The 25,711-nt window shown below is 69.1% G+C and carries 19 protein-coding genes and 6 pseudogenes; 14 read left to right on the top strand and 11 right to left on the bottom strand.

The genetic code is table 11. The features are described 5' to 3' along the window. The first annotated feature begins 14 nt into the window (after window positions 1-14). Window positions 15-1,251: pseudogene (locus MBELCI_RS12645) on the top strand (MFS transporter). A 15-nt stretch (window positions 1,252-1,266) separates the two neighbouring features. Here MBELCI_RS12645 and MBELCI_RS12640 read toward each other — a convergent pair. Beyond that, window positions 1,267-1,914, bottom strand: a complete 648-nt coding sequence (locus tag MBELCI_RS12640) for a YggS family pyridoxal phosphate-dependent enzyme (RefSeq protein ID WP_021694623.1) — start codon at window positions 1,912-1,914, stop codon at window positions 1,267-1,269. A gap of 180 nt (window positions 1,915-2,094) precedes the next feature. On the opposite strand from MBELCI_RS12640, the gene MBELCI_RS12635 reads away from it, so the two are divergent. The 4 genes and pseudogenes from MBELCI_RS12635 to holA all read left to right on the top strand — a co-directional run bounded on the left by MBELCI_RS12635 (window position 2,095) and on the right by holA (window position 7,444). Further along, a complete protein-coding gene (locus MBELCI_RS12635) occupies window positions 2,095-3,222 on the top strand; it encodes a porin (protein WP_021694622.1) in 1,128 nt (375 codons plus the stop codon). 171 nt (window positions 3,223-3,393) lie between these two features. After that, window positions 3,394-5,950, top strand: a pseudogene (leuS, locus tag MBELCI_RS12630) (leucine--tRNA ligase). Further along, a complete protein-coding gene (lptE, locus tag MBELCI_RS22335; RefSeq protein WP_045320114.1) occupies window positions 5,937-6,425 on the top strand; it encodes an LPS assembly lipoprotein LptE in 489 nt (162 codons plus the stop codon). Before leuS ends, lptE begins: the two are co-directional and overlap by 14 nt. Further along, window positions 6,422-7,444: a DNA polymerase III subunit delta gene (gene holA / locus MBELCI_RS12620; RefSeq protein ID WP_021694620.1), complete on the top strand. Its 1,023-nt coding sequence runs from the start codon at window positions 6,422-6,424 to the stop codon at window positions 7,442-7,444. The genes lptE and holA overlap by 4 nt, the downstream gene beginning before the upstream one ends. Window positions 7,445-7,591: 147 nt before the next feature. Here holA and MBELCI_RS12615 read toward each other — a convergent pair whose 3' ends face one another. From MBELCI_RS12615 to MBELCI_RS12600, 4 genes and pseudogenes are all read right to left on the bottom strand, one after another. Then, window positions 7,592-7,816 carry a hypothetical protein gene (locus MBELCI_RS12615; protein ID WP_021694619.1) on the bottom strand — a complete coding sequence of 75 codons (225 nt, stop codon included), beginning with the start codon at window positions 7,814-7,816 and terminating at the stop codon, window positions 7,592-7,594. A gap of 99 nt (window positions 7,817-7,915) precedes the next feature. Continuing rightward, on the bottom strand, window positions 7,916-8,554 hold the full coding sequence (locus MBELCI_RS19410; RefSeq protein WP_021694618.1) for a YjbF family lipoprotein: 639 nt from the start codon (window positions 8,552-8,554) through the stop codon (window positions 7,916-7,918). A gap of 2 nt (window positions 8,555-8,556) precedes the next feature. Then, window positions 8,557-10,568: pseudogene (locus tag MBELCI_RS12605) on the bottom strand (YjbH domain-containing protein). Window positions 10,569-10,775: 207 nt separating this feature from the next. Next, the gene (locus MBELCI_RS12600; RefSeq protein WP_021694616.1) at window positions 10,776-11,951 is read right to left on the bottom strand and encodes a TIGR03862 family flavoprotein; all 1,176 of its coding nucleotides are present in this window, start codon (window positions 11,949-11,951) and stop codon (window positions 10,776-10,778) included. A 64-nt stretch (window positions 11,952-12,015) separates the two neighbouring features. Between MBELCI_RS12600 and MBELCI_RS12595 the strand changes: the two genes are divergently transcribed. Next, complete coding sequence (locus MBELCI_RS12595) at window positions 12,016-12,366, top strand: hypothetical protein (RefSeq protein WP_021694615.1); 351 nt, start codon at window positions 12,016-12,018, stop codon at window positions 12,364-12,366. Window positions 12,367-12,389: 23 nt separating this feature from the next. Here the strand turns inward: MBELCI_RS12595 and MBELCI_RS12590 are convergent, their stop codons facing one another. Next, window positions 12,390-13,133: an SDR family oxidoreductase gene (locus tag MBELCI_RS12590; RefSeq protein WP_021694614.1), complete on the bottom strand. Its 744-nt coding sequence runs from the start codon at window positions 13,131-13,133 to the stop codon at window positions 12,390-12,392. A 125-nt stretch (window positions 13,134-13,258) separates the two neighbouring features. Here MBELCI_RS12590 and MBELCI_RS19405 point away from each other — a divergent pair, with 125 nt between their 5' ends. The 6 genes and pseudogenes from MBELCI_RS19405 (at window position 13,259) to lpxK (ending at window position 19,418) form a co-directional block, all read left to right on the top strand. Beyond that, entirely contained in the window at window positions 13,259-14,773 is a 1,515-nt protein-coding gene (locus tag MBELCI_RS19405; RefSeq protein WP_021694613.1) for a DUF2125 domain-containing protein, read from the top strand. A 79-nt stretch (window positions 14,774-14,852) separates the two neighbouring features. Next, the gene (locus tag MBELCI_RS12580) at window positions 14,853-16,199 is read left to right on the top strand and encodes a TldD/PmbA family protein (RefSeq protein ID WP_021694612.1); all 1,347 of its coding nucleotides are present in this window, start codon (window positions 14,853-14,855) and stop codon (window positions 16,197-16,199) included. Then, window positions 16,186-16,977 carry a 3'(2'),5'-bisphosphate nucleotidase CysQ gene (locus tag MBELCI_RS12575; RefSeq protein ID WP_021694611.1) on the top strand — a complete coding sequence of 264 codons (792 nt, stop codon included), beginning with the start codon at window positions 16,186-16,188 and terminating at the stop codon, window positions 16,975-16,977. Before MBELCI_RS12580 ends, MBELCI_RS12575 begins: the two co-directional genes overlap by 14 nt. A gap of 54 nt (window positions 16,978-17,031) precedes the next feature. After that, entirely contained in the window at window positions 17,032-17,277 is a 246-nt protein-coding gene (locus MBELCI_RS12570) for a DUF4170 domain-containing protein (protein WP_021694610.1), read from the top strand. Continuing rightward, complete coding sequence (locus tag MBELCI_RS12565) at window positions 17,274-18,422, top strand: 3-deoxy-D-manno-octulosonic acid transferase (protein WP_045320113.1); 1,149 nt, start codon at window positions 17,274-17,276, stop codon at window positions 18,420-18,422. The genes MBELCI_RS12570 and MBELCI_RS12565 overlap by 4 nt, the downstream gene beginning before the upstream one ends. Next, window positions 18,419-19,418: pseudogene (lpxK, locus tag MBELCI_RS12560) on the top strand (tetraacyldisaccharide 4'-kinase). Before MBELCI_RS12565 ends, lpxK begins: the two are co-directional and overlap by 4 nt. Here lpxK and MBELCI_RS12555 read toward each other — a convergent pair. Together MBELCI_RS12555 and MBELCI_RS12550 are read right to left on the bottom strand one after the other, a co-directional pair. Further along, window positions 19,405-20,334 (bottom strand): DsbA family protein, encoded by a 930-nt coding sequence (locus MBELCI_RS12555; protein ID WP_021694607.1) that lies wholly within the window; start codon window positions 20,332-20,334, stop codon window positions 19,405-19,407. The pseudogene lpxK and the gene MBELCI_RS12555 sit on opposite strands and share 14 nt — an antisense overlap. A 13-nt stretch (window positions 20,335-20,347) precedes the next feature. Beyond that, window positions 20,348-20,857, bottom strand: a complete 510-nt coding sequence (locus MBELCI_RS12550; protein ID WP_021694606.1) for a DUF721 domain-containing protein — start codon at window positions 20,855-20,857, stop codon at window positions 20,348-20,350. A 46-nt stretch (window positions 20,858-20,903) separates the two neighbouring features. On the opposite strand from MBELCI_RS12550, the gene mutY reads away from it, so the two are divergent. Continuing rightward, window positions 20,904-21,980, top strand: a complete 1,077-nt coding sequence (gene mutY / locus MBELCI_RS12545) for an A/G-specific adenine glycosylase (protein ID WP_045320112.1) — start codon at window positions 20,904-20,906, stop codon at window positions 21,978-21,980. Between the two features lie 9 nt (window positions 21,981-21,989). Further along, window positions 21,990-23,131 (top strand): annotated as a pseudogene (locus MBELCI_RS12540) (alkane 1-monooxygenase). On the opposite strand, the gene MBELCI_RS12535 reads toward MBELCI_RS12540, so the two are convergent. The 3 genes and pseudogenes from MBELCI_RS12535 to MBELCI_RS21060 all read right to left on the bottom strand — a co-directional run. Then, window positions 23,128-24,237 (bottom strand): site-specific DNA-methyltransferase, encoded by a 1,110-nt coding sequence (locus MBELCI_RS12535; RefSeq protein WP_021694603.1) that lies wholly within the window; start codon window positions 24,235-24,237, stop codon window positions 23,128-23,130. The pseudogene MBELCI_RS12540 and the gene MBELCI_RS12535 overlap by 4 nt on opposite strands. 91 nt (window positions 24,238-24,328) lie before the next feature. Further along, window positions 24,329-24,958: a ribonuclease HII gene (rnhB, locus tag MBELCI_RS12530; protein ID WP_045320115.1), complete on the bottom strand. Its 630-nt coding sequence runs from the start codon at window positions 24,956-24,958 to the stop codon at window positions 24,329-24,331. Between the two features lie 276 nt (window positions 24,959-25,234). Further along, window positions 25,235-25,711, bottom strand: a pseudogene (locus MBELCI_RS21060) (hypothetical protein); the annotation flags it as partial.

Here is a 25,711-nt window from a genome sequence, read left to right as displayed (position 1 = left end):
AGCCTAGATCGCGCATGACACGCCAGCCGCTCATCACTCCCGTTCTCGTCGCCGGATGCCTCATCGTGATGGTGGGTTTCGCCATCCGCGCGAGCTTCGGCGTGTTTCAGATCCCGGTGGCCGAGGAATTCGGCTGGCCGCGTGCGGAATTCTCGCTCGCCATCGCGATCCAGAACCTCGCCTGGGGCTTTGGCCAGCCGCTCTTCGCGGCGATGGCCGAGAAGGTCGGCGACCGCAAGGCAATCGTGCTGGGCGCTTTGGCCTATGCGGCGGGGCTGGTGCTGTCGGCGGGGGCGACGAGCCCGCTGCAGCACCAGATGCTCGAAATCCTCGTGGGATTCGGCATTGCTGGCACGGGCTTCGGGGTGATTCTCGCCGTGGTTGGCCGGGCGGCGTCCGATGAGAACCGCTCCATGGCGCTGGCGGTGGCGACGGCGGCGGGATCGGCCGGTCAGGTCTTTGGCGCACCGATGGCCGAGATCCTCTTGGGCTACATGACGTGGCAGTCGGTGTTCATCGTCTTCGCGGGGCTGATTCTCGCCACCCTGCTCGTGCTGCCGATGATGCGCTCGCCCGCGCCCGCCTCGACGGCGGAGTGGCAGGACAGCATGGGACGCGTTCTGGGCCGAGCCATACGCGACCCTTCCTATACGCTGATCTTCCTCGGCTTTTTCTCCTGCGGCTACCAGCTTGCCTTCATCACCGCGCATTTTCCTGCCTTCGTGACCGAGATGTGCGCGCCGATCGCGGCAGGGGGCGTTCTGGCGGGGATGGGCATCACCACCACGTCGGGCCTCGGCGCGGTGGCGATCTCGATCATCGGTCTGGCCAACATCGCAGGCACCTCGCGGCGGGCTGGGCGGGCAAGCGCTTCAGCCGCAAATACCTGCTGGCGGGGATCTACACGGGCCGGACGCTGGCGGCGGCGTGGTTCATCCTGACGCCCATGACGCCCGCAACCGTGCTGATCTTCTCGGGCGTGATGGGCAGCCTGTGGCTCGCCACGGTGCCGCTCACCTCAGGCCTCGTCGCGCATCTCTACGGGCTTCGCTACATGGGCACGCTCTATGGCATCGTGTTCTTCTCCCACCAACTCGGCAGCTTCATGGGGGTCTGGCTCGGGGGCCGGATGTACGACGCTATGGCAGCTATGAAGCGGTGTGGTGGGTCGGCGTTGGCGTCGGCGCGCTGTCGGCGATCGTGCACCTGCCGATCCGCGAGCGGCGCACGGCCCTCGCCTTGCCCGCCTGAGACCCGGCGCCTGCCTCAGTCCCGTGCGCCGAAGATCGCCGAGCCCACCCGCACATGGGTGGCGCCGCGCGCGATGGCGGCCTCGAAATCGCCGCTCATTCCCATCGACAGACCCGCAAGACCATTGCGCGCCGCCATCTCGCGCAGCATGTCGAAATGCAGCCCCGGCTCCTCCTCGGCGGGCGGAATGCACATCAGCCCCACCACCGGCAGGTCCAGCTCATGGCAGCGCGCCACGAATCGATCTGCCTCATCGGGCAACACCCCCGCCTTCTGCGACTCCGCGCCGGTGTTGACCTGCACGTAGAGCTCCGGACAGGCGCCCCGCTCCTGTGCCAGCCGCGCCAGCGTCTCGGCCAGCCGGGGCCGGTCGAGCGAATGGATCGCATGGGCGATCTCCACCGCGGCGCGCGCCTTGTTGGTCTGCAAGGGACCGATCACATGCAGCTCGACCCCGGGGAATCGCGGCGCGAGACTGCCCCAGCGGGTCTGCGCCTCCTGCACCCTGTTCTCGCCAAATACCCTGTGGCCGGCCTCGAGCACCGGCAGCACCCGGTCTTCGGGCTGCATCTTGGAGACGGCGACGAGGGTGACCTCGCCGGGGTCGCGACCGGCCGCGCTGGCCGCGCTGTCGATGCTGCTCCTGATCCGGTCGAGCGACATGCGTATCTCCTGATTGGTTCCGGTTTTCCATCTGACAAGTGTGTGACCCCGTTGCATCAATTATTGGGCAGGGCTGAGCGGGGGGGCCAAACTCCTTGAGTGTGAAGGGGGCGGTGCGCAATGAAAACCTCAATGCTGGCTCGACTGGCATTCTCGGGAATGCAAATACGAGGGAAAATCATGAAACGCATCCTGCTCGCCTCGGCCTCGATCGTGGCCTTTGCCGGCGCCGCCGCCGCTGAAATCACCTTCTCGGGTGAAGCCGCTCTGGGCTACAACGACACCGAAGCTCTCGATGGTGATGAAGATGCCGCCGGCAATCTCACCGTTGGCGATGATGACGCCGGCTTCTACTGGGACGCCGAGCTCGGCATCACGCTGAGCCAAGAGCTCGACAACGGCCTCGTCGCCGCCGCGACCGTCACCTCCGACGTCGTCGACAATGAGCTTGAAGGCGACATCTTCGCCGAAGGCTTCGTGCTGTCGCTGACCTCCGAGACCGCCGGCCTCTACTTCGGCGACACCGATCAGGCCGCCAACCTGCGCTGGGACGGCGTTTCGGAAATGGCCAATGACGGCTTCTCCGAGACCGACGGCGAGACCGTGCTGCGCGGTGACTTCATGGCCTATGGCTTGGACGTCTCGGTGTCGGCCCTCGTGGACGACAGCTTCGATGGCGACGAGGAAGGTGGCCTCGAAGGCACCGGCGACACCCTCGACCAGTACTCGGTCGGCGTGGCTGGCACCCTTGGCGCGTTCCAGATGAGCGCGGCCTACCAAGAAGAAGAGCGCGACTACGGCTTCGGCGGCGACGACTTCAACCCCAACCAGATCTTCGGCATCTCGTTCGGCGCGGCATTCGCCGGTGCTGACATCGACGTGGCCTATGCCCGTGAAGAAGACGAGAATGGCGACTCTGAGAGCTCGACTGGCATCGAAGCCGTCTACCCGATCGGCCCCGTCACCCTTGGCGCCTTCTACGTCTCCGAATCGGATCAGGATGACGGCTACGGCGTCGCCGTGGACTATGTCTCGGGCGCGCTCACCGTCACCACCGCCTATGAAGAAGTCGGCGGCGACGATGACTGGGCGATCGATGCCGGCTACGACTTCGGCATGGGCCTGAACTTCTTCGCCGGCGTGTCCGATGCGGGTGACGACTACTACGTCGCCGGCACCTACGCCCTGGCCGAAGGCGCACAGCTCCTCGTCTCCTACGGCGAGGACGACGACCGGGACTCCGAAGACGAGATCGGCGATCCCGAGTTCCAGGAAGGCACGACCGTCGAGGTCTCCTTCGAATTCTGATCCGACCGGATCACGACATCAGGCAAGGGCGGTCCTTCGGGGCCGCCCTTCGCTTTTGGGACCACGCATTCATGTGCGTGGGAGTGGCACAGCGGAGCGATGTGCAGTATCACCGCCAGCGGGCCGAAACGCCCCAGCCGAGCCCAGCCAGACTATCCGAGGGACCATACCATGTCGCGCTACACCGCCGCCGAGATCGAAGCCAAATGGCAGGCCGCCTGGGACGAGGCCGGCCTCTTCACCGCGCGGCGCAGCGCCGACAAGCCCAAATACTACGTGCTCGAGATGTTCCCCTACCCCTCGGGGCGGATCCACATGGGCCACGTGCGCAACTACACGATGGGCGACGTCATCGCGCGTCACAAGGTGGCGACGGGCACAACGTGCTGCATCCGATGGGCTGGGACGCCTTTGGCATGCCCGCCGAGAACGCCGCCATGGCGAGCGGAGGCCATCCCAAGGAATGGACCTACAACAACATCGCCGACATGCGCGCGCAAATGAAGCCGCTTGGCCTGTCGATCGACTGGAGCCGTGAATTCGCCACCTGCGACCCGGAATATTACGGCCAGCAGCAGGCGCTGTTCATCGACATGCTCGAAAAGGGCCTCGTCTACCGCAAGAACGCGGTCGTGAACTGGGACCCCGTGGACATGACCGTGCTCGCCAACGAGCAGGTGATCGACGGCAAGGGCTGGCGTTCCGGTGCCGACGTGGAGCGGCGCGAGCTGACCCAGTGGTTCTTCAAGATCTCCGAATACAGCGACGAGCTGCTCTCGGCGCTCGACGGGCTCGACGACTGGCCCGCCAAGGTCAAGCTGATGCAGGCCAACTGGATCGGCCGCTCGCGGGGCCTCGAGATGGCCTTCGGCCTCACCGAGACCACGCATGGCCATGACCGGATCGAGGTTTACACAACCCGTCCCGACACACTCTTGGGCGCGAGCTTCGTCGGCATCTCGCCCGATCATCCGCTGGCCCGCGCGCTGGAAGCCGAGCGCGAGGACGTCGCCGCCTTCTGCGCCGAGGCGCGCAGGGGTGGGACCACCGAGGAGGCGCTGGAGACCGGCGAGAAGCTGGGCTTCGACACCGGCCTCACCGTGCGGCATCCCTTCGACGAGGGCCGCGCGCTTCCCGTGTGGATCGCCAACTTCGTGCTGATGGATTACGGCACCGGCGCGATCTTCGGTTGCCCGGGCCATGACCAGCGCGACCTCGACTTCGCGCGCAAATACGACCTGCCGGTGATCTCGACCTTCGCCCCCGCCAAGGATGACGGGCAGGCGCTGGCCGAGGATGGCGGCCCGGCTTACGTGCCACCGAAATCCGAGCCTGTCATCTACATCCGCGGCTTTGCCGGCGAGACCGAGCAGAGCGGCGAGACCGCGATCGACGCCGCCATCGCTTTTTGCGAGGAGCACGGCGTCGGGCGCGGCGTCACCCGCTTCCGGCTGCGCGACTGGGGCCTGTCGCGCCAGCGCTACTGGGGCACGCCGATCCCGATCGTGCATTGCGCCGATTGCGGTGCGGTGCCCGAGAAGAAGGAGAACCTGCCGGTCCGCCTGCCCGACGACGTGAGTTTCGACGTGCCGGGCAACCCGCTCGACCGGCACCCGACATGGCGCGATGCCCCCTGCCCGCGCTGTGGCAAGGCGGCACGCCGCGAAACCGACACGATGGACACCTTCGTCGATTCGTCGTGGTACTTCGCGCGCTTCACCTCGCCCCGCGCCGAAACGCCGACCGACATGGCCGAGGCCGAGTACTGGATGAACGTCGATCAGTATATCGGCGGCATCGAGCACGCGATCCTGCATCTCCTGTACTCGCGCTTCTTCGCGCGCGCGATGCACGCGACCGGCCACCTGCCCGAGAAGGCGATCGAGCCGTTCAACGCGCTCTTCACCCAAGGCATGGTCACGCACGAGATCTACCAGACTCGCAACGCCAATGGTCGGCCGGTCTATCACCTGCCCGAGAGCGTCGAGAACGGTGCGCTGAAAGACAGCGGCGAAAAGGTCGAGATCATCCCCTCGGCCAAGATGTCGAAGTCGAAGAAGAACGTGGTCGATCCCGACGCGATCCTCGCGCAGTACGGTGCCGACACCGCGCGCTGGTTCGTGCTGTCCGACAGCCCGCCCGAGCGCGACGTGGAGTGGACCGCCTCGGGCGCCGAGGCCGCGCACAAGCACCTCGCCCGGGTCTGGCGCATCGCAGACGAAGTCGCTGAGGCCACGGACGGCGACACGGACGCCGACGAGGATTTGCTGCGGCAACTGCACCGCACGATCCGCGACGTGACGCTCGGGCTCGAGAGCTTCGGCTTCAACGCCGCGATCGCCAAGCTCTATGCCTTCACCTCGGTGCTGTCGAAATCGTCCGCTTCGGCCGGGACGCGCCGTGTGGCCGCCCGCACCCTCGCGCAGCTGATGTCGCCGATGACGCCGCATCTCGCCGAGGAGATCTGGACGCGTCTAGGCGGTGAGGGCTTCGTCGCCTCCGCGCCTTGGCCGGTGGCCGAGGAGCGGTTCCTCGTCGAGGACAGCGTGACCCTGCCGATCCAGATCAACGGCAAGCGCCGCTCCGAGATCACCGTGCCCAAGGCGATGCCCAAGGACGAGATCGAGGCACTGGTGCTGGGCGACGAGGCGGTGTCGAAGGCACTCGGCGGAGCGCCCCGAAAAAGCTCATCGTGGTGCCGGGCCGGATCGTCAATGTGGTCGTCTGACCCTTCGCGCCGCCGCTGGCTCTTGGGCGCGCTGGCGCTCGGCGGCTGCGGGTTCACCCCCGCCTTCGGGCCGGGCGGCGATGCGGCGCGGCTGCATGGCAAGGTACGGGTCGAGGCCCCGGCCACCTTTCTGGGCTACCTGCTCCGCGCGCGGCTGCTCGACCGGCTCGGCCCGGCCGAGGCCCCGCGCTACGTGCTGACGCTGGAGACCTCCGAAGAGGTCGAACAGGCGGCGGTCAGCGCCGAGGGCGCGGTGCTGCGCTACCGGCTTCTGGGCCGCGCTGAATACGAGCTGCGGCCTCTGGATGACGACCCGGCGCTGGCGCGCGGCACGGTCGAGGATTTCGCGGGATACTCCGCCACGCTCGGCACCGTCGCCTCGGAGGCCGCCGAGCGAGACGCACGCGAGCGTCTGGCCAGATTGCTGACCGTCCAGATCACGACGCGGCTTCTGGCCGTGCCCGCGCCGGAATGAAACTTTCGGCGCGCGATTCGGCGGCCTTCTTCGCCAAGCCCGACCCCAAGGTGGCGGCGGCGCTGATCTGGGGCGAGGACGCGATGCGCGTGGCGCAGCGCCGCGCCGAAGTGATCACGGGCCTCGCCGGTCGCGAGGCCGAGGCCGAGATGCGGCTGAGCCGCCTGCCCGCCGCCGATCTGCGCCGCGAGGCCGCGCTGCTGATCGATGCGGTCAAGGCGCAGGGCTTCTTTCCGGGCCCGCGCGTGGTCTTCGTCGAGGGCGCGACCGACGGGCTCGCGCCGCTGTTCGACGCGGCCCTCAAGGACTGGGCCCCCGGCGACGCGCAGATCCTCGCCACGGCCGGGCAGCTTCCCGCCCGCTCGGCGCTGCGCAAGCTGTTCGAGGCGCATCCTCGGGTGGTCAGCATCGGCATCTATGACGATCCGCCGGGCCCCGAGGAAATCGCGGCGATGCTGGCCGCCTCGGGCGTGCCCGATCCCGACGTCGACGGTCGCGCGCTGCTGCAGGATCTGTCGCGCGCCCTCGATCCAGGGACGTTCCGCATGACGATGGAAAAGCTCGGCCTCTACAAGCATGGCGACGCCAGCCCCACCACGGCGGCCGACATCACTGCCGTAGCCCCACGCTCGACCGAGGCCGAAACCGACGCGCTGCTTGCGGTGGTGGCGGAGGGGCGCGCGCCGCAGATCGCGGCGTTGCTGCGCCGTCTCTATGCGCAAGGCACCACGCCGGTGTCATTGTGCATCATGGCGCTCCGCCACTTTCGGCAACTGCACAGCGTGGCGAGCGATCCCGCCGGGCCGGGACAGGGCATCGGCCGGCTGCGCCCGCCGGTCTGGGGACCGCGCCGAGATGCGATGCTGCGCCAGGCCTCGGGCTGGGGTGCCGCGCGACTGGAGCGGGCGCTGGCGCTTCTGATCGAGACCGACCTGCAACTGCGCTCGGCCAGCCGCGCCCCGGCGCAGGCTTTGGTCGAGCGGGCCCTGATCCGGCTGGCGATGATGGCGCGCCGCTGAGAGGCTTGGCCGGCGGCTTTTCCCGCGCACCACCGCAGCGGCGACGCTCGGCGCACCCTTGCCAAATCCTTGCCTTCAAACGCAAAACAGCGGACCCGAAGGTCCGCCGTTCCGCTCATCCGGCCCGAAAGCCGGATGATCCTGAAATCAGGAGTCGTCCGAAGCGGCCAGAGCGACCAGACCAGCAACGGCGGCCAGCGGCAGCAGGTAGCCGAGGGGGCCGGACAGCGAGCCGCGAGCGGCGGGGGCTTCGGGCTCGACCACGACAACCGGGGGCTCAACGATTTCGACGGCCAAGCCACCGGCGAAAGCCGAAGAGGCGGTCAGGGTGCCAGCGACGGCGGCGGCGACGAGGGTCTTGGTGAGGCGCATGTCTCTACTCCAGTTGATAACAAAGCGTTAGGTCGCTATAGCCAAGATAGGTGTATCACACAAGCTGGATGACCAGTTCTCACCCTCCCAAAAACCAAACTAAAGGTCGCTGCTGCGCAAATATGCAACAGTCTGACTGACGAACTGACGCGACGAAACGACCTCTCCGGCATCGTCGAGCCAGTAATAATTGTCGAAGATCAGTGCCGCACCCTTGCAGGACTCGTCGAACCGGCGGGCCGTGATCCGGCGCTGCCCCAGAACGACGGACTCGACTCCCTTCGGGGTCACGGTGCAGTCGAACTCGGCCCGTTCGATTCGATCCAAACCATCAAGCGTCTCGTGCACTCGCAAGGCCTGCCCGCCACCGGCGCGCAGCGCCGCCCGGCTCTGGCGCGTCTCCGCGGCCATCAGGTCGTGGCCGAGACCTCGGGTCGAGACCAGCATCCCGTCGCGCATCGTGTAGGTGAGACCGCCCGGACCTGCGAAAGTCGCCGAAGCGCCGTTGTCGACCAGCCGCTGCGCCGTACCGGTCAGGCCCAGCGTGTTGAGATCGACCCGTCTCAGCGTCTCAGGATCGACCGCGCCTGCCGGGGCGCCTGCCGCCGGGGTGGCAGCCTGCTGCGTACCCACCAGCGGCGCGACCGCCGTTTGCAGAGCGCCGCTAAGATCCGCGGCACCGCCGCAGCCTGCCAGGAGCGCCATCCCGAGCAGCCCGCCCGTCATTCTGATCCGCATTGTCATTTCCAGAACCGCCCCCAGCCGTCATCGAGATCGTTGAGATGCCCGTCGCGGACCACCTCGTAAAGCCGCCCGTCGACGCGCAGCTTGGCGCCACCGTCGCGCTGCAGCGAAGCGAGCGAGGTCGAGGCTTCGCGCCGCGTCGGCTGGCCCACCACGTAGTCGAGCGGGATCGACACCCGGATGCCCTTGTCGAAGGAGCCTTCGCCATAGGCCTCGAAAGGCACGTCGGTCAGGGTGAAATAGGCCCCCACGGCCCAGCCGTTCTCGAATTCGCGGTCGAGCGTCACGGTCGCGCCCAGTCGCCCGCAAGGTAGCGGCCGACATCGAGTTGCCCGTAGAAGCGGTTGTCGAAATCGTAATAGGCCGAGGCATGGCCGGTCACCACGTCGTAGTCCTGAAAGCCGAAGCCGAGATCGAAATCACGCTGGCGCGCATAATTCACCTCGGCACCGAGGCCGAGGCGGCTGTCGGCAGGCTTCCACAGCACCTCGGTCGAGAGACCGCCGTACATTTCCTCGAGATAGCCGCCGGTGGCGCGGGTATAGACGTCGGGCATGGCCCGTCCGTAGTGGGCCAGCGTCAGGTCGCGGATGCCGGTGGTGCCCTGATCGGCATAAAGGGCGGCGTTGCGGCGCACCGGGTAGGGTTCGTCGCCTTCGGCAACCACCAGCTCGGGATTCTCACGGTTGGTATAGAGCTGCTGGCGCAGCGTGCCCGAGGCCACGATGCTGTCGGTGATCTCGTAACGGCCGCTAATCTGCGCGCCGAGTTCGACCTGGAATGGGTCGTCGCCGTTGAACACCGTGATCCGGGCATAGGGCGCCAGACCGTAGGAGAAGCGGTCATCGACGCGAGGCAGATCGACGAGGCCCGCGGCCGGTCCCGCATCCGTCAGCACCAGCCGCTCCGACAGCGCCTGCGTGCCGCCGGCGGTGTCGGAGAAGGTCTCGATGTCGGAACGGTTCAGCGTCACCGCCGACAGCGGCACGCCGCGCTGCATCGGCTCGAGCGTGAAGCGTTCGATCGAATCGGGCAGGCCGAGGCTCAACATGCGCGCGATGCGCCCCATCGCCTGCGCTTCGGCGCGGTAGCGGGTGTTGGTGTAGCGCAGGCGCACGGCGCGGTCTGACAGCTGGATCGAGGACAGCTCGACCCCTTCGGCGGCGAGCGCCTGCTGCAGCGCCGTCCCGATGGTCGCTTCGGGAATCACCGCCCGGTCCCACGTGCTGGCGGCGCGGGCGTCGCCTTGGCGAATACGGATCGGCGAAGGCGCGGGATCGAGGCCGGGGCCGAAGGGCCGCTCGGAAGGATCGATCAGGAAGGTGCCAGTGAAGGCGAGCTCGGAGCCATAGAGCCACGACGCGCCGAGTTGCACGCCGGGCAGCGGGCGGTAGACCACGCCATAGTTGAGCGAGGAGTCGCGCTCGATCAACTCCAGCTCGGTTTCGCGCTCATAGGCATCCGAGGCGTATTCGACCTTCACCGTCAGATCGTCGGTCGCGGCGTATTCCATGCCGCCGAACAGCGCGGCATCCCCCTTGAAGAGCTGATCGACGGCGAATGTGCCGCCTTCGCCGAAATCGAGGCCGGGGCGCTCGTCGAACTCCGAGGAGAGCACGCCGAGCGGGTTGTCGAAGCCGCCCTGCGACCCCAGACGCCCCCACCCCAAGCCGGCGGTCACCCGCAGCTTGTCACCGAAGGTCTTGGTGGCCACGAGGTATTCGGCGCCGTAGGCGCCGGTGCCCAGAAAGTCCTGCAGGCCCACCGCGAAGGCGGGCAGGATCGCGGTTTCGTCGTTGAAGCGATAGCGCAGGTCGAAGCTGCGATCGAAGTAGTCTTCGATCTGGCCCTCGGACCCTGGCAGGGTGTAATCATCGATCCTGCTGTAACGGAAGCTGCCCGAAAGGCCCGGTAGCAGCTGGAAGGTGAAGGTGGTCCGGACCTGTCCGTCGAATCCGCCGATGGTCGCCGCGATCTGTCCGTCCTTGGCGCTCAGCGCCGAGGGCATTTCGATCAGACCCGGCGTGCCGTACAGCGTATAGCTCAGCCCGCGGTCCGAAACCGCCTGGGCGTGGACCGCCCCCGTCGCCAAGAGAGCCAGAAGGCTCGCCGCCCCGCCCCGGCGCATCGCTCTGATCGTCATCTCTTGCTGCACTCCCTGCTCGCTCGGCGCACAGTAGCGAGGCGCACGGCCAAATGAAAGCAAGCGACCGTCTCAGCCCCGCGCCGTCGCCCATGCCGCCGCCCCGCGCCCCGCATGGGCTCCCGTCGCAAGGCAGGCGGTGAGCAGATAACCGCCGGTCGGTGCCTCCCAGTCGAGCATTTCCCCGGCGGCGAAGGTGCCGGGCCGGTCGCGCAGCATCAGCGCGTCGTCCAGCGCCTCGAAGCGCAGCCCGCCCGCCGTCGAGATCGCCTCGTCGAGCGTATGCGGCCCGGTGAGCGGCACCGGCAGCGCCTTGATCCGCGCGGCCAGCGCCGCCGCCTCCCCCGGCAGGGGGCGGGCGAACTCGTGCAGCAGCGCAAGCCGCACCGGGTCGAGCTTCAGCGCCTTGCGCAGGTGGTTCGACAGGCTCGCCTTGCCGCGCGGTGCCTGCAGCCGCCGGGCGACATCTGCCTCGTCGAGATCGGGCAGCAGGTCGAGCGCCAGCGCCGCGCCGTCGCGCAGCTCCGCCGAGACGGCATAGATCCCGCCGCCCTCCAGTCCCCGCGTCGAGACCACGCATTCGCCCCGCACCCGGCGTGTCCCGGCGATCAGCGCCACGGGTTTGACGGGGGCCCCGAAATGGGCGCGCATGTGATCCGACCACGCGACGCCGAAGCCCATATTGGCCGGGCGGAACGGCGCGACATGACCGGGCATCAGCGCAGCCCAAGCCCCGTCCGAGCCCAGCCGCGCCCAGCTCGCCCCGCCCAGCGCCAGCACCGTGACATCCGCCGCCTCGGCCTGTCGCCCCTCGGGCGTGTCGAACAGAGCCGCCGCCCCGTCCCAGCCTGCGAAGCGCCAGCGCGTTCGCAGCACCACCCCCGCCGCGGCCAGTCGCGCCAGCCAGGCCCGCAGCAAGGGCGAGGCCTTCATCGCCTCGGGAAAGACCCGCCCGGTCGAGCCGGTGAAGACCGCCTGCCCCAAGCCCCGCGCCCAGTCCTGCACCCGCTCGGGGCCGAACGCCTCAAGCGCGGCGCGCAACGCCTCGGGTCGCGCGCCATAGGCCGCGTCGAAGGCTTCGCGCGGCTCGGCCTTGGTCATGTTCAGACCCGATTTTCCCGCCATCAACAGCTTGCGGCCCATGGTCGGCATCTGCTCGGTCATGCTCACCTGCAGACCGGCGCGCGCCAGCTCTTCGGCGGCCATCAGCCCCGCCGGTCCGCCGCCGATCACCAGTGCCCGCGCCATCGCCGCCCTCCTGCGGCCCCGCGCCGCGCTTGCCGGGGCGCGCATGGCGCCCCATCTCTTCCCCATGCCAAGCCGCCGCGAAAAACGCCAGACCGAGGCCCGGGCCGTCGCCACGCCGCGCGCCGTGCCGATCTGCGCGCTGTGCGAACGCCCGATCCCCGAAGGCGTGCCGCAAAGCTCGCATCACCTCGTGCCCAAGATGAGGGGCGGCACCCACGGCCCGCAGGTGCTGCTGCACCATATCTGCCACAAGGAGATCCACGCGACGCTGTCGGAGACCGAGCTGGCGCGCGCCTACAACACGCCTCATGCGCTGCGCGCGCATCCCCGGCTCGAGAAGTTCATCGCATGGGTGTCGAAACGCCCGCCGGCGTTTTCCTCGAAGGTGCCGGGGCGACGCCGCGCCCGCGATTGAGGGCCCGCGCCCCGCGAGGCGTCCTAGATCAGGCCGATCCGCCGACGGATCGTCTCGTCGCGCAGCGACACCTCCCGGCCGACCTGATCCGAGGCCTTGTCCGAACACATCCAGGCCAGCGCCTTGGCGGGCCATTCGGGCGGGATATGCACCGACCAGTCGAGCCGGCTCACCGCGTTGATGCCACTCGCCTTGATTTCGCGCTGCATTTGCGTGGCCACCGTGCCGGGTGACAGCCCCATCGCGCGGATGCCCCGGCCCCGGTATTCGAGATCGAGCGAAGCCGTGAGCATCGCCGCCCCGGCCTTGGAGGCGCAATAGGCCGACCAGCCCTCGACCGCGTTGTGCGCCGCCCCCGACGACACGGTGATGATCGTGCCGCCGCCCTGTTCGAGCATCACCGGCAGTGCCGCGCGCATGCCGTTGAAGACCCCCTTGAGGTTGATGTCGATCACCTTGCCCCAAGCCTCGGGGTCGAGCGTCCCCATGGCGCCGATCGGCTCGATCGCGCCGGCATTGTTGACCATCACGTCGAGCCGGCCGAATTCCTTGACGCAGGCCTCGATCGCCGCCTCGACTTCCCAGTAGCGGCTGACGTCGCAGGGGATGGCAAGGCCCGCTTCGCCCAGCTCCTTGGTGATGTCCGACAGCGCCTCGGCGCTGCGCGCAAGCAGCGCGACGCGCGCGCCTTGGGCCGCGAATTCCCGCGCGGCGGCCGCACCGATGCCCCGGCTCGCCCCGGTGATCAGAACCGTCTTCCCCTGCATCGCATCCTCCCCGGCGCTTTGATCTTTCGTCCAGCCTAGCGGGGGCCTAGTCTCCGGTCCAGACACGCCGGTCCCCCGGCGGAGCGGGCCGGGCCCGTGGATCGCGATTGCAAGGAGGGCCCGAAATGGCCGCATTGTCGAAAACCGCGCCGATCGGCGCGCTGTTCCTGCTGGCAGGGGCCGCGCAGGCCGAAGTCACCGCCGAGCAGGTCTGGCAGGACTGGCAGGAGGGCGCGCGCCGCCTCGGAGAGACCCGGATCGAGACCGGCGCCGAAGACCGCGCAGGCGACACACTCACCATCACCGATCTGGTGCTGACGATGCAGGGCGAGGACGGGACGCTCATCGCCCGCCTGCCGCGGATCGTCTTCACCGAGACCGGCGACGGCACGGTCGAGATCGGCATGTCCGACAGCTACCCGATCATCATCACCGGCACCGATGAGGCAGGCTTCGAGTCCGAGATCGACCTCTCGGTGCGACAGACCGGCCTCGCCCTCACGGTGAGCGGCGACCCCGATGCGATGCGCTACGACTATACCGCCAGCCGCTATGCGCTGACGCTCAACGAGATCACCGAGGCCGGCGAAATGGTCCCCGCGGAGGGTCTCTTCGCGCTCAATGCCCTGAGCGGCAGCTACCTCGCGCAAACCGGGGCGGACGGGCTGCGCCGCACCGGCTACGACATCGCCGCCGAGACGCTGGAGATCGCGCTGGAGGGCGAGGACGCCGAAACCGGCGGCACGTTTTCGATCGATGCCAGCGTTGCCGAGATCGCCATCGACGGCGCCCTGTCTCTGCCCGAGGGCATGGATGAGGCCGAGGCGCTGCCCGAGGGCTTCTCGCTCGCCTTCGACTATGCCACCGGGCCGGCCTTGGTGGAGTTCGACGGAGAAGGCCCGCAGGGCCGCGCCGCCGGCACCGCGCGCACCGGTTCGAGCGAGGTGAGCCTCGCGCTCGACCCGGCCCGCGCCAGCTATGCCTCCTCGACCAAGGGCCTGACGCTGACGCTCACCGACGGGCCGCTGCCCTTCCCGCTCGAGGCCTCGGTGGCCGAATACGGCTTCGCCCTCGACGCGCCGCTGGCGGCGGACGAGGCGGCGCAGGATCTCTCGGCGCGCGTGACGCTCGACAGCCTGACCCTGAGCGACCCGATCTGGGCGCTGTTCGACCCTTCGGCGATCCTGCCGCGCGATCCCGCGACGCTGATCCTCGAATTGTCGGGCACCGCGCGGCTGCCGCAGGACCTCACCGATCCTGAAACCGCCGAAGCCGTGGGCGAAGAAGCCGCGATGGCCGAAGCCGCGCCCGAGATCGAGAGCCTTACGCTCGACCGGCTGGTGCTGCGCCTCGCCGGAGCCGAGGTGCTGGGCGACGGCGCCTTCAGCTTCGACAACAGCGATTTCGAGACCTTCGCGGGCTTTCCGCGCCCCGAGGGGCAGATCGACCTTCGGATCACCGGCCTGAACGGGCTGATCGAGAATCTCTCCCGGCTCGGCGTGATCCCCGCCGAGCAGCTGATGGGTCCGCGGATGATGCTGGGCCTGTTCACCACGCCGGTGGGCCATGACGAGCTGACCTCGACCATCGAGATCAATGCGGAAGGCCATGTCATCGCCAACGACCAGCGGATCAAGTGAGACCCTCGCCCGCGCCGTCGCTTTCCAGCGGGGCGCGGGCGCGCTAGATGCACGGGCGACAGCCCGAAAGGATCGCCCCATGACCGTATCGCTCGCCGACCTGACCGACCGGATGCTCGCGGCGGCCCGCCGCGCCGGGGCCGACGCCGCCGACGCGGTGGCGGTGGACGGCACGGCCCTGTCCATCGACGTGCGCGACGGGCGGCTCGAACAGGCGGAACGCTCCGAGGGCGTCGATATCGGCCTGCGGGTACTGATGGGCCGTCGTCAGGCGGTGGTGTCGTCGTCGGACGCGCGCGACGCGACCATTGAAACCATGGCCGAACGCGCCGTTGCCATGGCGCGCGAAGCCCCAGAGGACCCGCATGCGGGCCTTGCCGATCCCGCGCAGCTGGCCCGCGACACCGACTCGTCGCGGCTCGAGATGTACGACCCCTCGCCTGAGCCCGATCCTGGGGCGCTCGAGGAGGATGCGCGCCGCGTCGAGGCCGCCGCGCGCGGCGTGGAGGGCGTGACGCAGGTGCAGGGCGCGACGGCGGGCTATGGCCACCGGCGCATTCACATGGCGGCCAGCAATGGCTTTTCGGGCGGCTATGAGAGGTCGGACCGGGCGATCTCCTGCGTGGCGGTCTCGGGCAGCGGCACCGGGATGGAGCGCGACTGGGACGGCGACAGCCGCATCTTTCAGGCCGACCTGAAGAACCCCGAGGAAATCGGGCGCCTCGCGGGCGAACGCGCCGTGGCCCGGCAGAAGCCGCGCCGTCCGCGCACCGGCAAATACCCCGTCCTGTTCGACGAGCGGATCTCTTCCTCGCTGATCGGCCACCTGCTGGCCGCCGCCAACGGCGCGGCCATCGCGCGCGGATCGAGCTGGCTTCTGGGCCGCGAGGGCAGCCAGGTGCTGCCGAGCGGCCTGTCGCTGATCGAGGAGCCGCACCGCCCCCGCGCCTCCGGCTCGCGGCTGTTCGACGGCGAAGGCCTGCCCACCGCCGAGCGGGCCGTGGTCGAGGACGGGGTGCTGACGGGCTGGATCCTCGATCTGGCCACCGCGCGCAAGCTGGGGCTCACGAGCACCGGCAACGCCGCGCGCGGCACCTCGGCGCCGCCATCGCCTTCGGTCACCAACCTGCGGCTGACCCAAGGGGCGGCGAGCCGCGAGGACCTGATTGCGCAGATGGGCACCGGGCTTCTGGTCACCTCGATGATCGGCTCGACCATCAACCCCAACACCGGCGATTACTCGCGCGGGGCCTCGGGCTTCTGGGTCGAGAAGGGCGAGATCCTCCATCCGGTCAACGAATGCACCATCGCGGGCAACCTGCGCGACATGCTCATGACCCTCGTGCCCGCCAATGACGCGCGCACGCATCTGAGCCGCATCGTGCCCTCGCTTCTCGTGGACGGGCTAACCCTTGCAGGCGACTGATCACAGCGAGGATCTGGCGCTTCTGGTTGCCGCGGCCCAAGCGGCGGCGGCGATCGCCATGGAGTTCCGCACCCCCGAGGTCTGGGACAAGCCCGATGGGGCGGGGCCGGTCTGCGAGGCCGACCTCGCGGTGGACGCGATGCTGCGCGCGCGGCTCGGCGCGGCGCGGCCCTCTTATGGCTGGCTTTCGGAGGAAACGGCGGACGCGCCGGAGCGGCTCGCGGCCGAGCGGATCTTCATCGTCGATCCGATCGACGGCACCCGCGCCTATCTCGAAGGCAGCGCCGACTGGGCGCATTCGCTCGCCGTGGCCGAGCACGGACGGATCACCGCCGCCTGCGTGCTGCTGCCCAAGCACGGCCTGCTCTATACCGCGACGCTGGGGGGTGGCGCGTTTCTCAACGGTGCGCCGATCCGCGCCAGCGACCAGACCGACCCTGCGCGCGCCACGCTGCTCGGGCCGCGCCTCGCGATGAGCCCCGAACAGTGGTCGGGCGGCGACGTGCCGCCGGTGCGCCGCGCCTTTCGCTCGGCGCTGGCGTGGCGGCTGTGCCTGCTGGCCGAGGCGCGGTTCGACGCGATGCTGACGATCCGCCCCACATGGGAATGGGACATCGCCGCCGGCTGCCTGATCCTGACCGAGGCGGGTGGCACCGCCACCGACCGGCGCGGCGCCGTGCTCACGTTCAACAAGCCGGTGCCGCAAAGCGACGGCGTGCTGGCGGGGGGCGCGCTGCATGGCGTGCTGCTGCCGCTTCTGGACCCCGCCGCCGCTTGACCCGGCCCCTTCGACGCGTAATTTGCCCCCGAGCCCCCAACCCGAGGATACCCCATGACCCAGCGCCTGCATCTCGTCTTCGGCGGCGAGTTGACCGACCCGTCGCAGAACGTATTCCGCAGCACCGAGGACATCCACATCGTCGGCATGTTCCCCGACTACGCCTCCGCCTACAACGCGTGGAAGACCGAGGCGCAGCGCACCGTGGACAACGCCCACATGCGCTACTTCATCGCCCATATCCACCGCCTGCGCGATGAGGAGGCCGCCGCCTCGCCGACCGAGGAACTCGGCAGCTGAGACAGCCGCCCGCCGATCCCGCGCGGCGGCCCGAGGGGCCGCTGGTCTGGGTGCATTGCCCCGACCCCGAGCGCAGCCGCGCCGCCATGGCGCTGGCGCGGCGGCTCGAGGAGGAGCGCGAGCCGGTGACCTTGCTGCTCACGGCGGCGGCGCGGCAGCGCGACGCGCCGCGCAACATGCTGCAATGGCCGCCGTTTCTGGACAGCCGCGCCGCCACGCAGGAGTTTCTCGGGCGCTGGCGGCCAGATCTGTTGATGTGGATTCGCGGCCCGGTTCAGCCGTCTCTTCTGTCCGAGACGGCCCGTGCCGGCATCCCGGCCCTGCTGGTCGATGCGGAAGCCGAGACCGCCATGCTCGCAGGCGGCGGCTGGCGGCCGGGCGCGCGGCGCGCTGCCTTCGAGGTGTTCAACCGGGTGATGGCGATCGACGGGACGGCGGCGGCGCGATTGCGCCGCATCGGCGTGGCGCCCGACCGCATAGAGATTACCGGACGGCTCGATGACAGCCGCCCCCTGCCCGGCTGCCACGAGCGCGACCGCGCCGATCTCGCCCATGCAATCGGCCCGCGCCCGGTCTGGCTCGTGGCAGGCGCGGTCGAGGACGAGCTGACCGCCATCGCCATCGCGCAGCGGCAGGCCAGCAAACGCGCGCACCGGCTGCTGCTGATCCTCGCCCCGGCCAGCGAAACCGCCGCGCCGCGCATTGCGCGATCCCTGCGCGAACAGGGGTTCATCGTGGCCGAGCGCGGCGAAGGGGCCGAGCCCGACGAGGCGACCGAGATCTACGTCGCCGACGGGCCGGGCGAGATCGGGCTTTGGTACCGGCTCGCGCCGATGACGATGATGGGCGGCACGCTGTCGGGCCTGCCCTGCCGCGACCCTATGGAGCCCGCCGCCCTGGGCTCGGCGGTGCTGCATGGCCCTCAGCAGGCCCGGTACGCGGATGGCTACGCCCGGCTCACCGCCGCGGCCGCCTGTCGCGGCGTGCGCGGCCCCGCCGATCTGGGCTTTGCGGTCGAGGCGCTGCTGTCGCCCGACCGGGCGGCGCTGCTGGCGCGCGCGGCATGGGGCGTGGCCACCGCGGGGGCCGAGGCCACGAACCGGGCGATCGACCTCATCCACACCGCGTTGGAACGCGTCGCATGAAACCGCCCCTGTTCTGGGATGGTGACCCCGCCCGGCCCGGCCCGCGCGCCCGTGCCCTCGCGCCGCTCGCCGCGCTCTATGCCGCCGCCACCGCACGGCGTGTCGGGCGTCCGGGCTGGCGCGCACCGGTGCCGGTGATCTGCGTGGGCAACCTCAACGCGGGCGGCACCGGCAAGACGCCGACCGTCATCGCGCTGGTACAGCGCCTCGCGGCGCGCGGCGTCATCGCCCATGTGGTGAGCCGGGGCCATGGCGGGCGGCTGGAAGGGCCGGTGCGGGTCGAGGAGCGGCACCACTCCGCCGCCGATGTCGGTGACGAGCCGCTTCTCCTCGCGCCTTCGGCCCGGTCTGGGTCGCGCGCGACCGCGCGGCGGGGCGCGGGCGGCGGTGGCGGCGGGCGCGCAGGTGCTGATCCTCGATGACGGGTTCCAGAACCCCGCTCTCGACAAGGATCTGTCGATCGTCGTGGTCGATGCCGCGCGCGGCTTCGGCAACGGGCGGGTGATCCCGGCGGGCCCCCTGCGCGAGCCGGTGACAGCGGGGCTCGCGCGGGCCGACTTGGTGCTGTCGATCGGCGGCGCGGGCCAGCAGGCGGGCTTTGCGGCGCGCTGGGGCGCGGCTCTGGGCGATCTGCCGCATTTGACGGGCCGCCTCGCACCGCTTGCCACCGGCATGGTCTGGGACCGAATGCCCGTGCTGGCCTTTGCGGGCATCGGCCATCCGGAGAAGTTCTTTGCCACGCTGCGCGGCCTTGGCGCCGATCTGCGCCGGGCCGAGGCGCTGGGCGATCACCAACCGCTGACGCCGGCGCTGATGGCGCGGCTTGAGCAGGAGGCGCGCGCGCTTCCCGCGCAGCTCGTGACAACGGAAAAGGACGCGGTGCGTCTGCCCGCGTCCTTTCGGTCCAAGGTCCTGACGCTGCCGGTGCGGCTCGAATGGGACGATGCCGCCCCGCTCGACGCCGCGCTCGACCGGCTGGAGCTTATTCCTCGATAAGTCCGTCGATGATCTCGGCCATGTCCGGCCAGGCCATGTTGGAATACTTCTCGCCGTTGATGAGGAAGGTCGGGGTCGAGTTGATCTCGTCGGCTTCGGCGTTTTCCTCGTACCAGCTGACGAGTGCCTGCGCGGTGTCGCCATCGGTGAGGCAGGCCTCGAGCTGGGCTTCCTCGATCCCGGCCGAGAGGCCGATGGCGCGCAGCTTGGCCGCGATCGCCGCCGGATCGCCGCCGCCGGCCCAGTCGCGCTGCTGGTCATAGAGCATGTCGGAAATGCCGAAGAACTTGGTCTCGCCGCCGCAGCGCGCGATCATCGACGCCCAGAGGCCGGGACGGTCGAAATAGACCTCGCGGTAGACGAAGCGCACCTTGCCCTCGTCGATGTAGTCCTTGAGCTGCGGATAGCTGGTCTCGTGCCAGTTTTGGCAATGCGGGCACGTGTAGGAGGCGTATTCCATCACCGTGACCGGCGCGTCCTCGGCGCCCTGCACCATCTCGACGATGCCCTCTTCGACAGAGGCCCCGTCTTCATCGCTGGCCATGTCCTGATCGGTGTCGGCGTTCGAGGTGGCGGTGCCGCTTTCGGTGACGGTCGTCTCCGCTTCGGCCTCCATCTCCGAGTCGTCCTCGACAGCGCCGTCCGTCTCGACTTCGATCGCCGTCTCGGTTTCGGCCATGGCACCGGTGCCCGACTCGACCTCGGCCTCGGTCTCGGCCTCCGTCTCGGTGTCGCCTTCGGTAGTGGTCTCGACGTCCGGTTCAGTCCCGGTCGGTGCTTCGGTCGTGGCCTCGGCGGTTGTCCCGGCCTCGGTCTCGGCCTCTGCGCCGGTGGCCTCCTGTGCGGAGATCGGGGCAGCGAGGGCCATCCAGCCCAGCGCAGCGGTCAGGGCGATGGTGGAGCTTGCGAGTTTCATGGGTCTTCCTGTCTCAATTCCGATGCTTGGAGAAGACATTGGCACCCAGCGCCTCGAGCGCAAGTCGCAATTCCGTGTCTCCCACCCCTTGGGCGGTCCTCGCCGCCTGCGCCGTCACCTCCGGATCGGGGCTGCGGGACACGGGTTTGGCGGCGGGCGCGAAGGCGGCCTCGCCTTCGGCGAATCCCGTGGGCGCGGTCTGGGTGATGCGCACCTTGGCGATCGCGCGGTAGCCATAGCAGGCGTTGACCCGCTCTCGGATCGCCTCGCACTGCATCGACAGCATCGGCGCCTGCGCCCCGGTGGTCAGCAGCGTCAGCGTCGCGCCGAGCCCGTCGCGCCCATAGCCGACCTTGACCGGCTGGGCGATGCGGGCCGTGTCCTCGCCCACGATCTCGGCCCAATGGGTGAGAAGCCGGGTCACGGCAAAGCCGCGCGCCTCCGAGGCGCCGCGAATGCGCGACTGCAGCAGGCCCGAGGCCTGTGCAAAACCGCGTGTGGTGGAGAAGCGTCGCTGTTTCATGACAGCCCCTAGTCTACTAGATGGAAGGGGGGCCGGACCAGAGGAGATGCGCGTGACCGAGAGCGAAATGACGAGCGCGCTGCTCGACTGGTACGACCGCCACGCGCGGACCATGCCGTGGCGCACCGGCCCGGCCGAGAAGGCCGCTGGGGTGCGGCCCGATCCCTACCGCGTCTGGCTCTCCGAAGTGATGCTGCAGCAGACCACCGTGGCCGCCGTCCGAAAGTACCACGACCGCTTCACCGCGCTGTGGCCCACCGTCGCGGATCTCGCGGCGGCCGATGATTCAGAAGTCATGGCCGAATGGGCGGGGCTCGGGTATTACGCCCGCGCCCGCAACCTCCTGAAATGCGCGCGCGCCGTTGTGGCCGATCACGGGGGGCGGTTTCCCGACACGCATGACGCGCTGATCGCGCTGCCGGGCATCGGCCCCTATACCGCTGCCGCCGTGGCCGCGATCGCTTTCGACCGGTCCGAAACGGTGGTCGACGGCAATGTCGAACGGGTCATGTCGCGGCTTTTCGATGTGGCCACCCCGATGCCCGCCGCCAAGCCCGAACTCATCGCCCATGCCGCGCGGCTGACCTCGCACGCGCGGCCCGGCGATCATGCGCAGGCGGTAATGGATCTCGGCGCCACGATCTGCACGCCGCGCAACCCGGCCTGCGGCATCTGCCCATTGCGCGATCCCTGCCTCGCGCGCCTGCGCGGCACCCAGACCGAACGCCCCGTGAAAGCCTCGAAGAAGGCCAAGCCGCACCGGCGCGGCTATGCCTATGTCGGGCGGCGGGCAGATGGCGCGTGGCTTTTGGAGACGCGGCCCGACAAGGGCCTTCTGGGCGGCATGCTCGGCTTTCCCGGCTCCGACTGGGGCGAGGCTCCGACCCCCATGCCCCCCGCGGCGGGCGACTGGCGCGCGGCGGGCGAGGCGGTGCATGTCTTCACCCATTTTCGGCTGACACTCACCGTCATGGTGGCCGATCTGGCCCCGGTGAACCCCGAGCGTGGGCATTTCGTTCCTGAAGACGCCTTCCGGCCTGGCGCGCTGCCCACTGCGATGCGCAAGGTGCACGACGTCGCGGCGCCGCATCTCTCCGTTGAGCGCAGACATACCGCTGGCTAGAGTTCCCGCATGAGCACCCTCCCCGCCACCCGCGCGCCCCTTCTCGCCGCCCTGCCCTACTGGGTGTCGCTGCTGACGCTGCCGCTGGCGGCTTTTGCGGCTTATATGGGCGGCTGGTGGGTGCTGCTGCTGCCGGCCTTTGCATGGCTCCTGTTCGACATCCTCGACCTCGTCGGCGGGTTGGATCAATCGAACCCCGACCTGACACGCCCGATGAGGCGCTGTTCTGGCACCGGCTTCTGACCATGGTCTGGGTGCCCGCGCAGGCGCTGATGACCTTCGGGCTGATCGTCTATGCTACCCGCGCCGGACATCTGGGCGGCTGGGAAAAGATCGGGCTCTTCGTGGGTCAGGGCGTGATCTCGGGCGCGGTCGGCATCGTCTATGCGCACGAACTCCTGCATCAGCGCGACCGGCTGGAGCGTTGGCTCGGCGACATTCTCCTCGCGATGGTGCTGTGGTCGCCGTTCCGCTCGCATCACCTGAGGGTGCATCACCTGCATGTCGGCACCCCCGCCGACGTGGTGACCGCGCGCTACAATGAAGGCTTTCACCGCCACTTCGCCCGCGTGCTGTGGCGGATGCCGCGCGACGCTTGGCGGGCCGAGGCACGGCTTCTCGCGCGCAAGAGGCTGACGATGCGCAGCCGCAAGAACCCGTTCTGGCGCTACACCGCCCTGCAAACCGGAATGCTGGCGCTGGCGCTGGTATTGGGCGGCATCGAGGGGCTCGTGTTCTTCGCGCTGCAGGCCTTCGTCGCGATCTGGCAGCTGGAGCTCGTGAACTACATCGAACATTACGGGCTGACGCGGAAACATTTGGGCGAAGGCCGCTACGACCACGTGCAGCCGCGCCATTCATGGAACGCCGAGCACCGTGCCTCGAACAAGCTGCTGATCAATCTGCAGCGCCATTCGGACCACCATTACAAGCCCGACCGGCGCTACCCTTTGCTGCAGACCTACCCCGAGGACGAGGCGCCGCAGCTGCCGCAGGGCTATCCGATCATGGGCGTGGCCGCGCTGATCCCGCCGGTATGGCGGCGCATGATGAACCCGCGCGTGCGCGCATGGCGCAGGCGGTTCTACCCGGAGGTTTCGGATTGGGGGCCGTATAAGCGGAGCGAGTTGCCAAGGCCGCGCGGGGCCTAGCCCTCGGCCATCTCCGCGCGCACCTGCTGGCGCAAAAGGTCGATCGGCACCGTCACGCCGTCGCGCTTGAAGTGCCAATAGGTCCAACCATTGCAGGACGGCGCGCCTTCGAGCTGCGCACCAACCTGATGGATCGACCCCTTGGCCTCGGAGCAGACCAGCGTGCCATCGGCGCGCACCCGCGCCTTGTGGCGGCCGCCCAGGCTGTGCAGCACCTCGCCCGGGCGCAGCATCCCACGCTCGACCAGCACGCCGAAGGCCACGCGAGGCTCGGCCCGCTTGGAGGTCGAGACCTGCAGCGCGTCCGAATCGTAGGTGCGCACCTGCGCGATCCGCGCCTCGGCGACGCGGCGATACTCGGCCTCGCGCTCGATGCCGATGAAATCGCGGCCCATCGCCTTGGCCACGGCACCGGTGGTGCCGGTGCCGAAGAACGGGTCGAGAATCACGTCGCCGGGATTCGTGGTGCCGAGGATCACCCGGTGCAGCAGCGATTCGGGCTTCTGCGTCGGATGCGCCTTCTGGCCGTTCTCATCCTTGAGCCGCTCGTTCCCGGTGCAGATCGGCAGCACCCAGTCCGAGCGCATCTGCACGCCCTCATTCAGCGCCTTCAGCGCCTCGTAGTTGAAGGTGTATTTCGCGCCCTCGGATTTCGAGGCCCAGATCAGCGTCTCATGGGCGTTGGTCAGCCTCTTGCCGCGAAAGTTCGGCATCGGGTTCGACTTGCGCCAGACCACGTCGTTGAGGATCCAGAAGCCTTGGTTCTGCAGCTCCGCGCCGAGCCGGAACACGTTGTGATAGCTGCCGATCACCCAGATCCCGCCATGGGGCTTGAGCACGCGGCGCGCCTGCTTGAGCCAGGCGCGCGTGAAGGTGTCATAGGTCTTGAAGCTGTCGAAGCTGTCCCAATCGTCATCCACTGCGTCGACGCGGGAATTGTCGGGGCGCATCAATTCGCCCTTGAGCTGGAGATTGTAGGGCGGGTCGGCAAAGACCAGATCGACGCTCTCATCCGGCAGCTTGCGCATCTGCGCGACGCAGTCGCCCGACAAAACGCTGTTCAGGGGGAGGCTGGCCGCCCCCCGGCTCTTCGACTTGGTGGTCATGGAAAACGCCTCTGATCCGCGGCGGTGGCCCGCTTCGTGGTTGTGGATAACTATGAGTCAGAGGTGAGTCGGTGTCAAAATCTTTTTCGAATCAGTCGGTTGCGATTTCGGGTTGATACAACATGTTGTGGATGGGTTTGAACTTGCGCCTATGATGAGGCGTCACCCCCAGATCCAGTAGAGCGGCCATATGCTGGGCCGTTCCATAGCCCGCGTTGCGCTCCCAGCCATAGCCGGGATGGGCGCCGGCCAGCTTCGCCATGATCCGGTCGCGTTCGACCTTGGCGACGATCGACGCGGCGGCGATCGACAGCGACCGCCCGTCGCCGCCCACCAGCGTCTCGCAAGGGTGATCGAGCCCGCGCGGCACCATGTTGCCATCGACAAGCACGTGGCAGGGAGGAGCGGACAACCCGGCGATGGCGCGGATCATCGCGAGATGCGAGGCGCGCAGGATGTTATGGGTTTCGATCTCGGCGACGCTGGCATGCGCCACGCAGACCTCGGCCGTCTCGAAGATCGCTCGGGCTAGAACGGTACGGCGCGTGGCGCTCAGCTTCTTGCTGTCGTCGAGACCTTCGGGAATGCGCGCGGGGTCGAGTATCACCGCCGCTGCGGTCACCGGCCCGGCAAGAGGGCCGCGGCCCACCTCGTCGACGCCACAGATGCGCAAAAGCCCACGGGTCCGGGCGGCGGTCTCGAATGTGAAATCGGGCGGCATGTCGGCGCTTCTGGCGCGGGGACCGGCGGCGATCAAGGTCCGGGACAAAAACGGGACGGGGCGCAGATGCACCGCCGTCCCGCACTCGTCAACAAGGCGCACTCGTGAAATCCATGCGGGGGTGAAGGCCGAGGCCCCCACCCCCGGGGCGATGCGGCAACTGGGGCAAGAGCCGCATCTCTGCTCGACCGTGTTACCGGACGGCAATCCTGTAGCCGCGACCCCGCAGACACTGCGTGTCGTAGCCTGTCGTGACCTGACCCGCGTCACTGCCGGTCACGGCGCAATCGGCGGGAAAGCTGCGGGCCAGCACCGGGTAGCCGTCGAGGCAGTCGCCATCGACCACCGAGGCAGCCCTGAAATCGATCTGACGCTGGCGCAGGCAGGCGAAGGGGATTTCGCCGGTCGCACCGGCGTGGTGGTCTGGGGCATCGGCAGCGCGCTGGCCGAAGAAGGCTGCCAGTCGCGCAAAAGATCGGGCGTCACCTCGTCGCGCGGCACCGGCGGCAGCGCCTCGGGCGCGGCAGGGGCCGCGGGCGCGACCGGAGCCATCTGTGCTTCGAGCCGGGCCCGCGCCTCCGCCCGCCGCCGGGCTTCGGCGTCGCGGGCGATCTGGGCCAGCCGCTCCTGCTCGGCCTGTTGGATGATCTGCGACCGGCGCGCCTCGGTTTCGGCACGGGCGAGCGCCTGCGCCTCGGCGCGGGCTTGGGCTTCGGCGCGGGCCTGAGCATCCGCACGGGCTTGGGCCTCGGC

The organism is Limimaricola cinnabarinus LL-001 (assembly GCF_000466965.1).
In the GTDB taxonomy this organism is placed as follows: Bacteria; Pseudomonadota; Alphaproteobacteria; order Rhodobacterales; family Rhodobacteraceae; genus Limimaricola; species Limimaricola cinnabarinus.
This window is presented reverse-complemented; position numbering and strand designations above follow the sequence as displayed.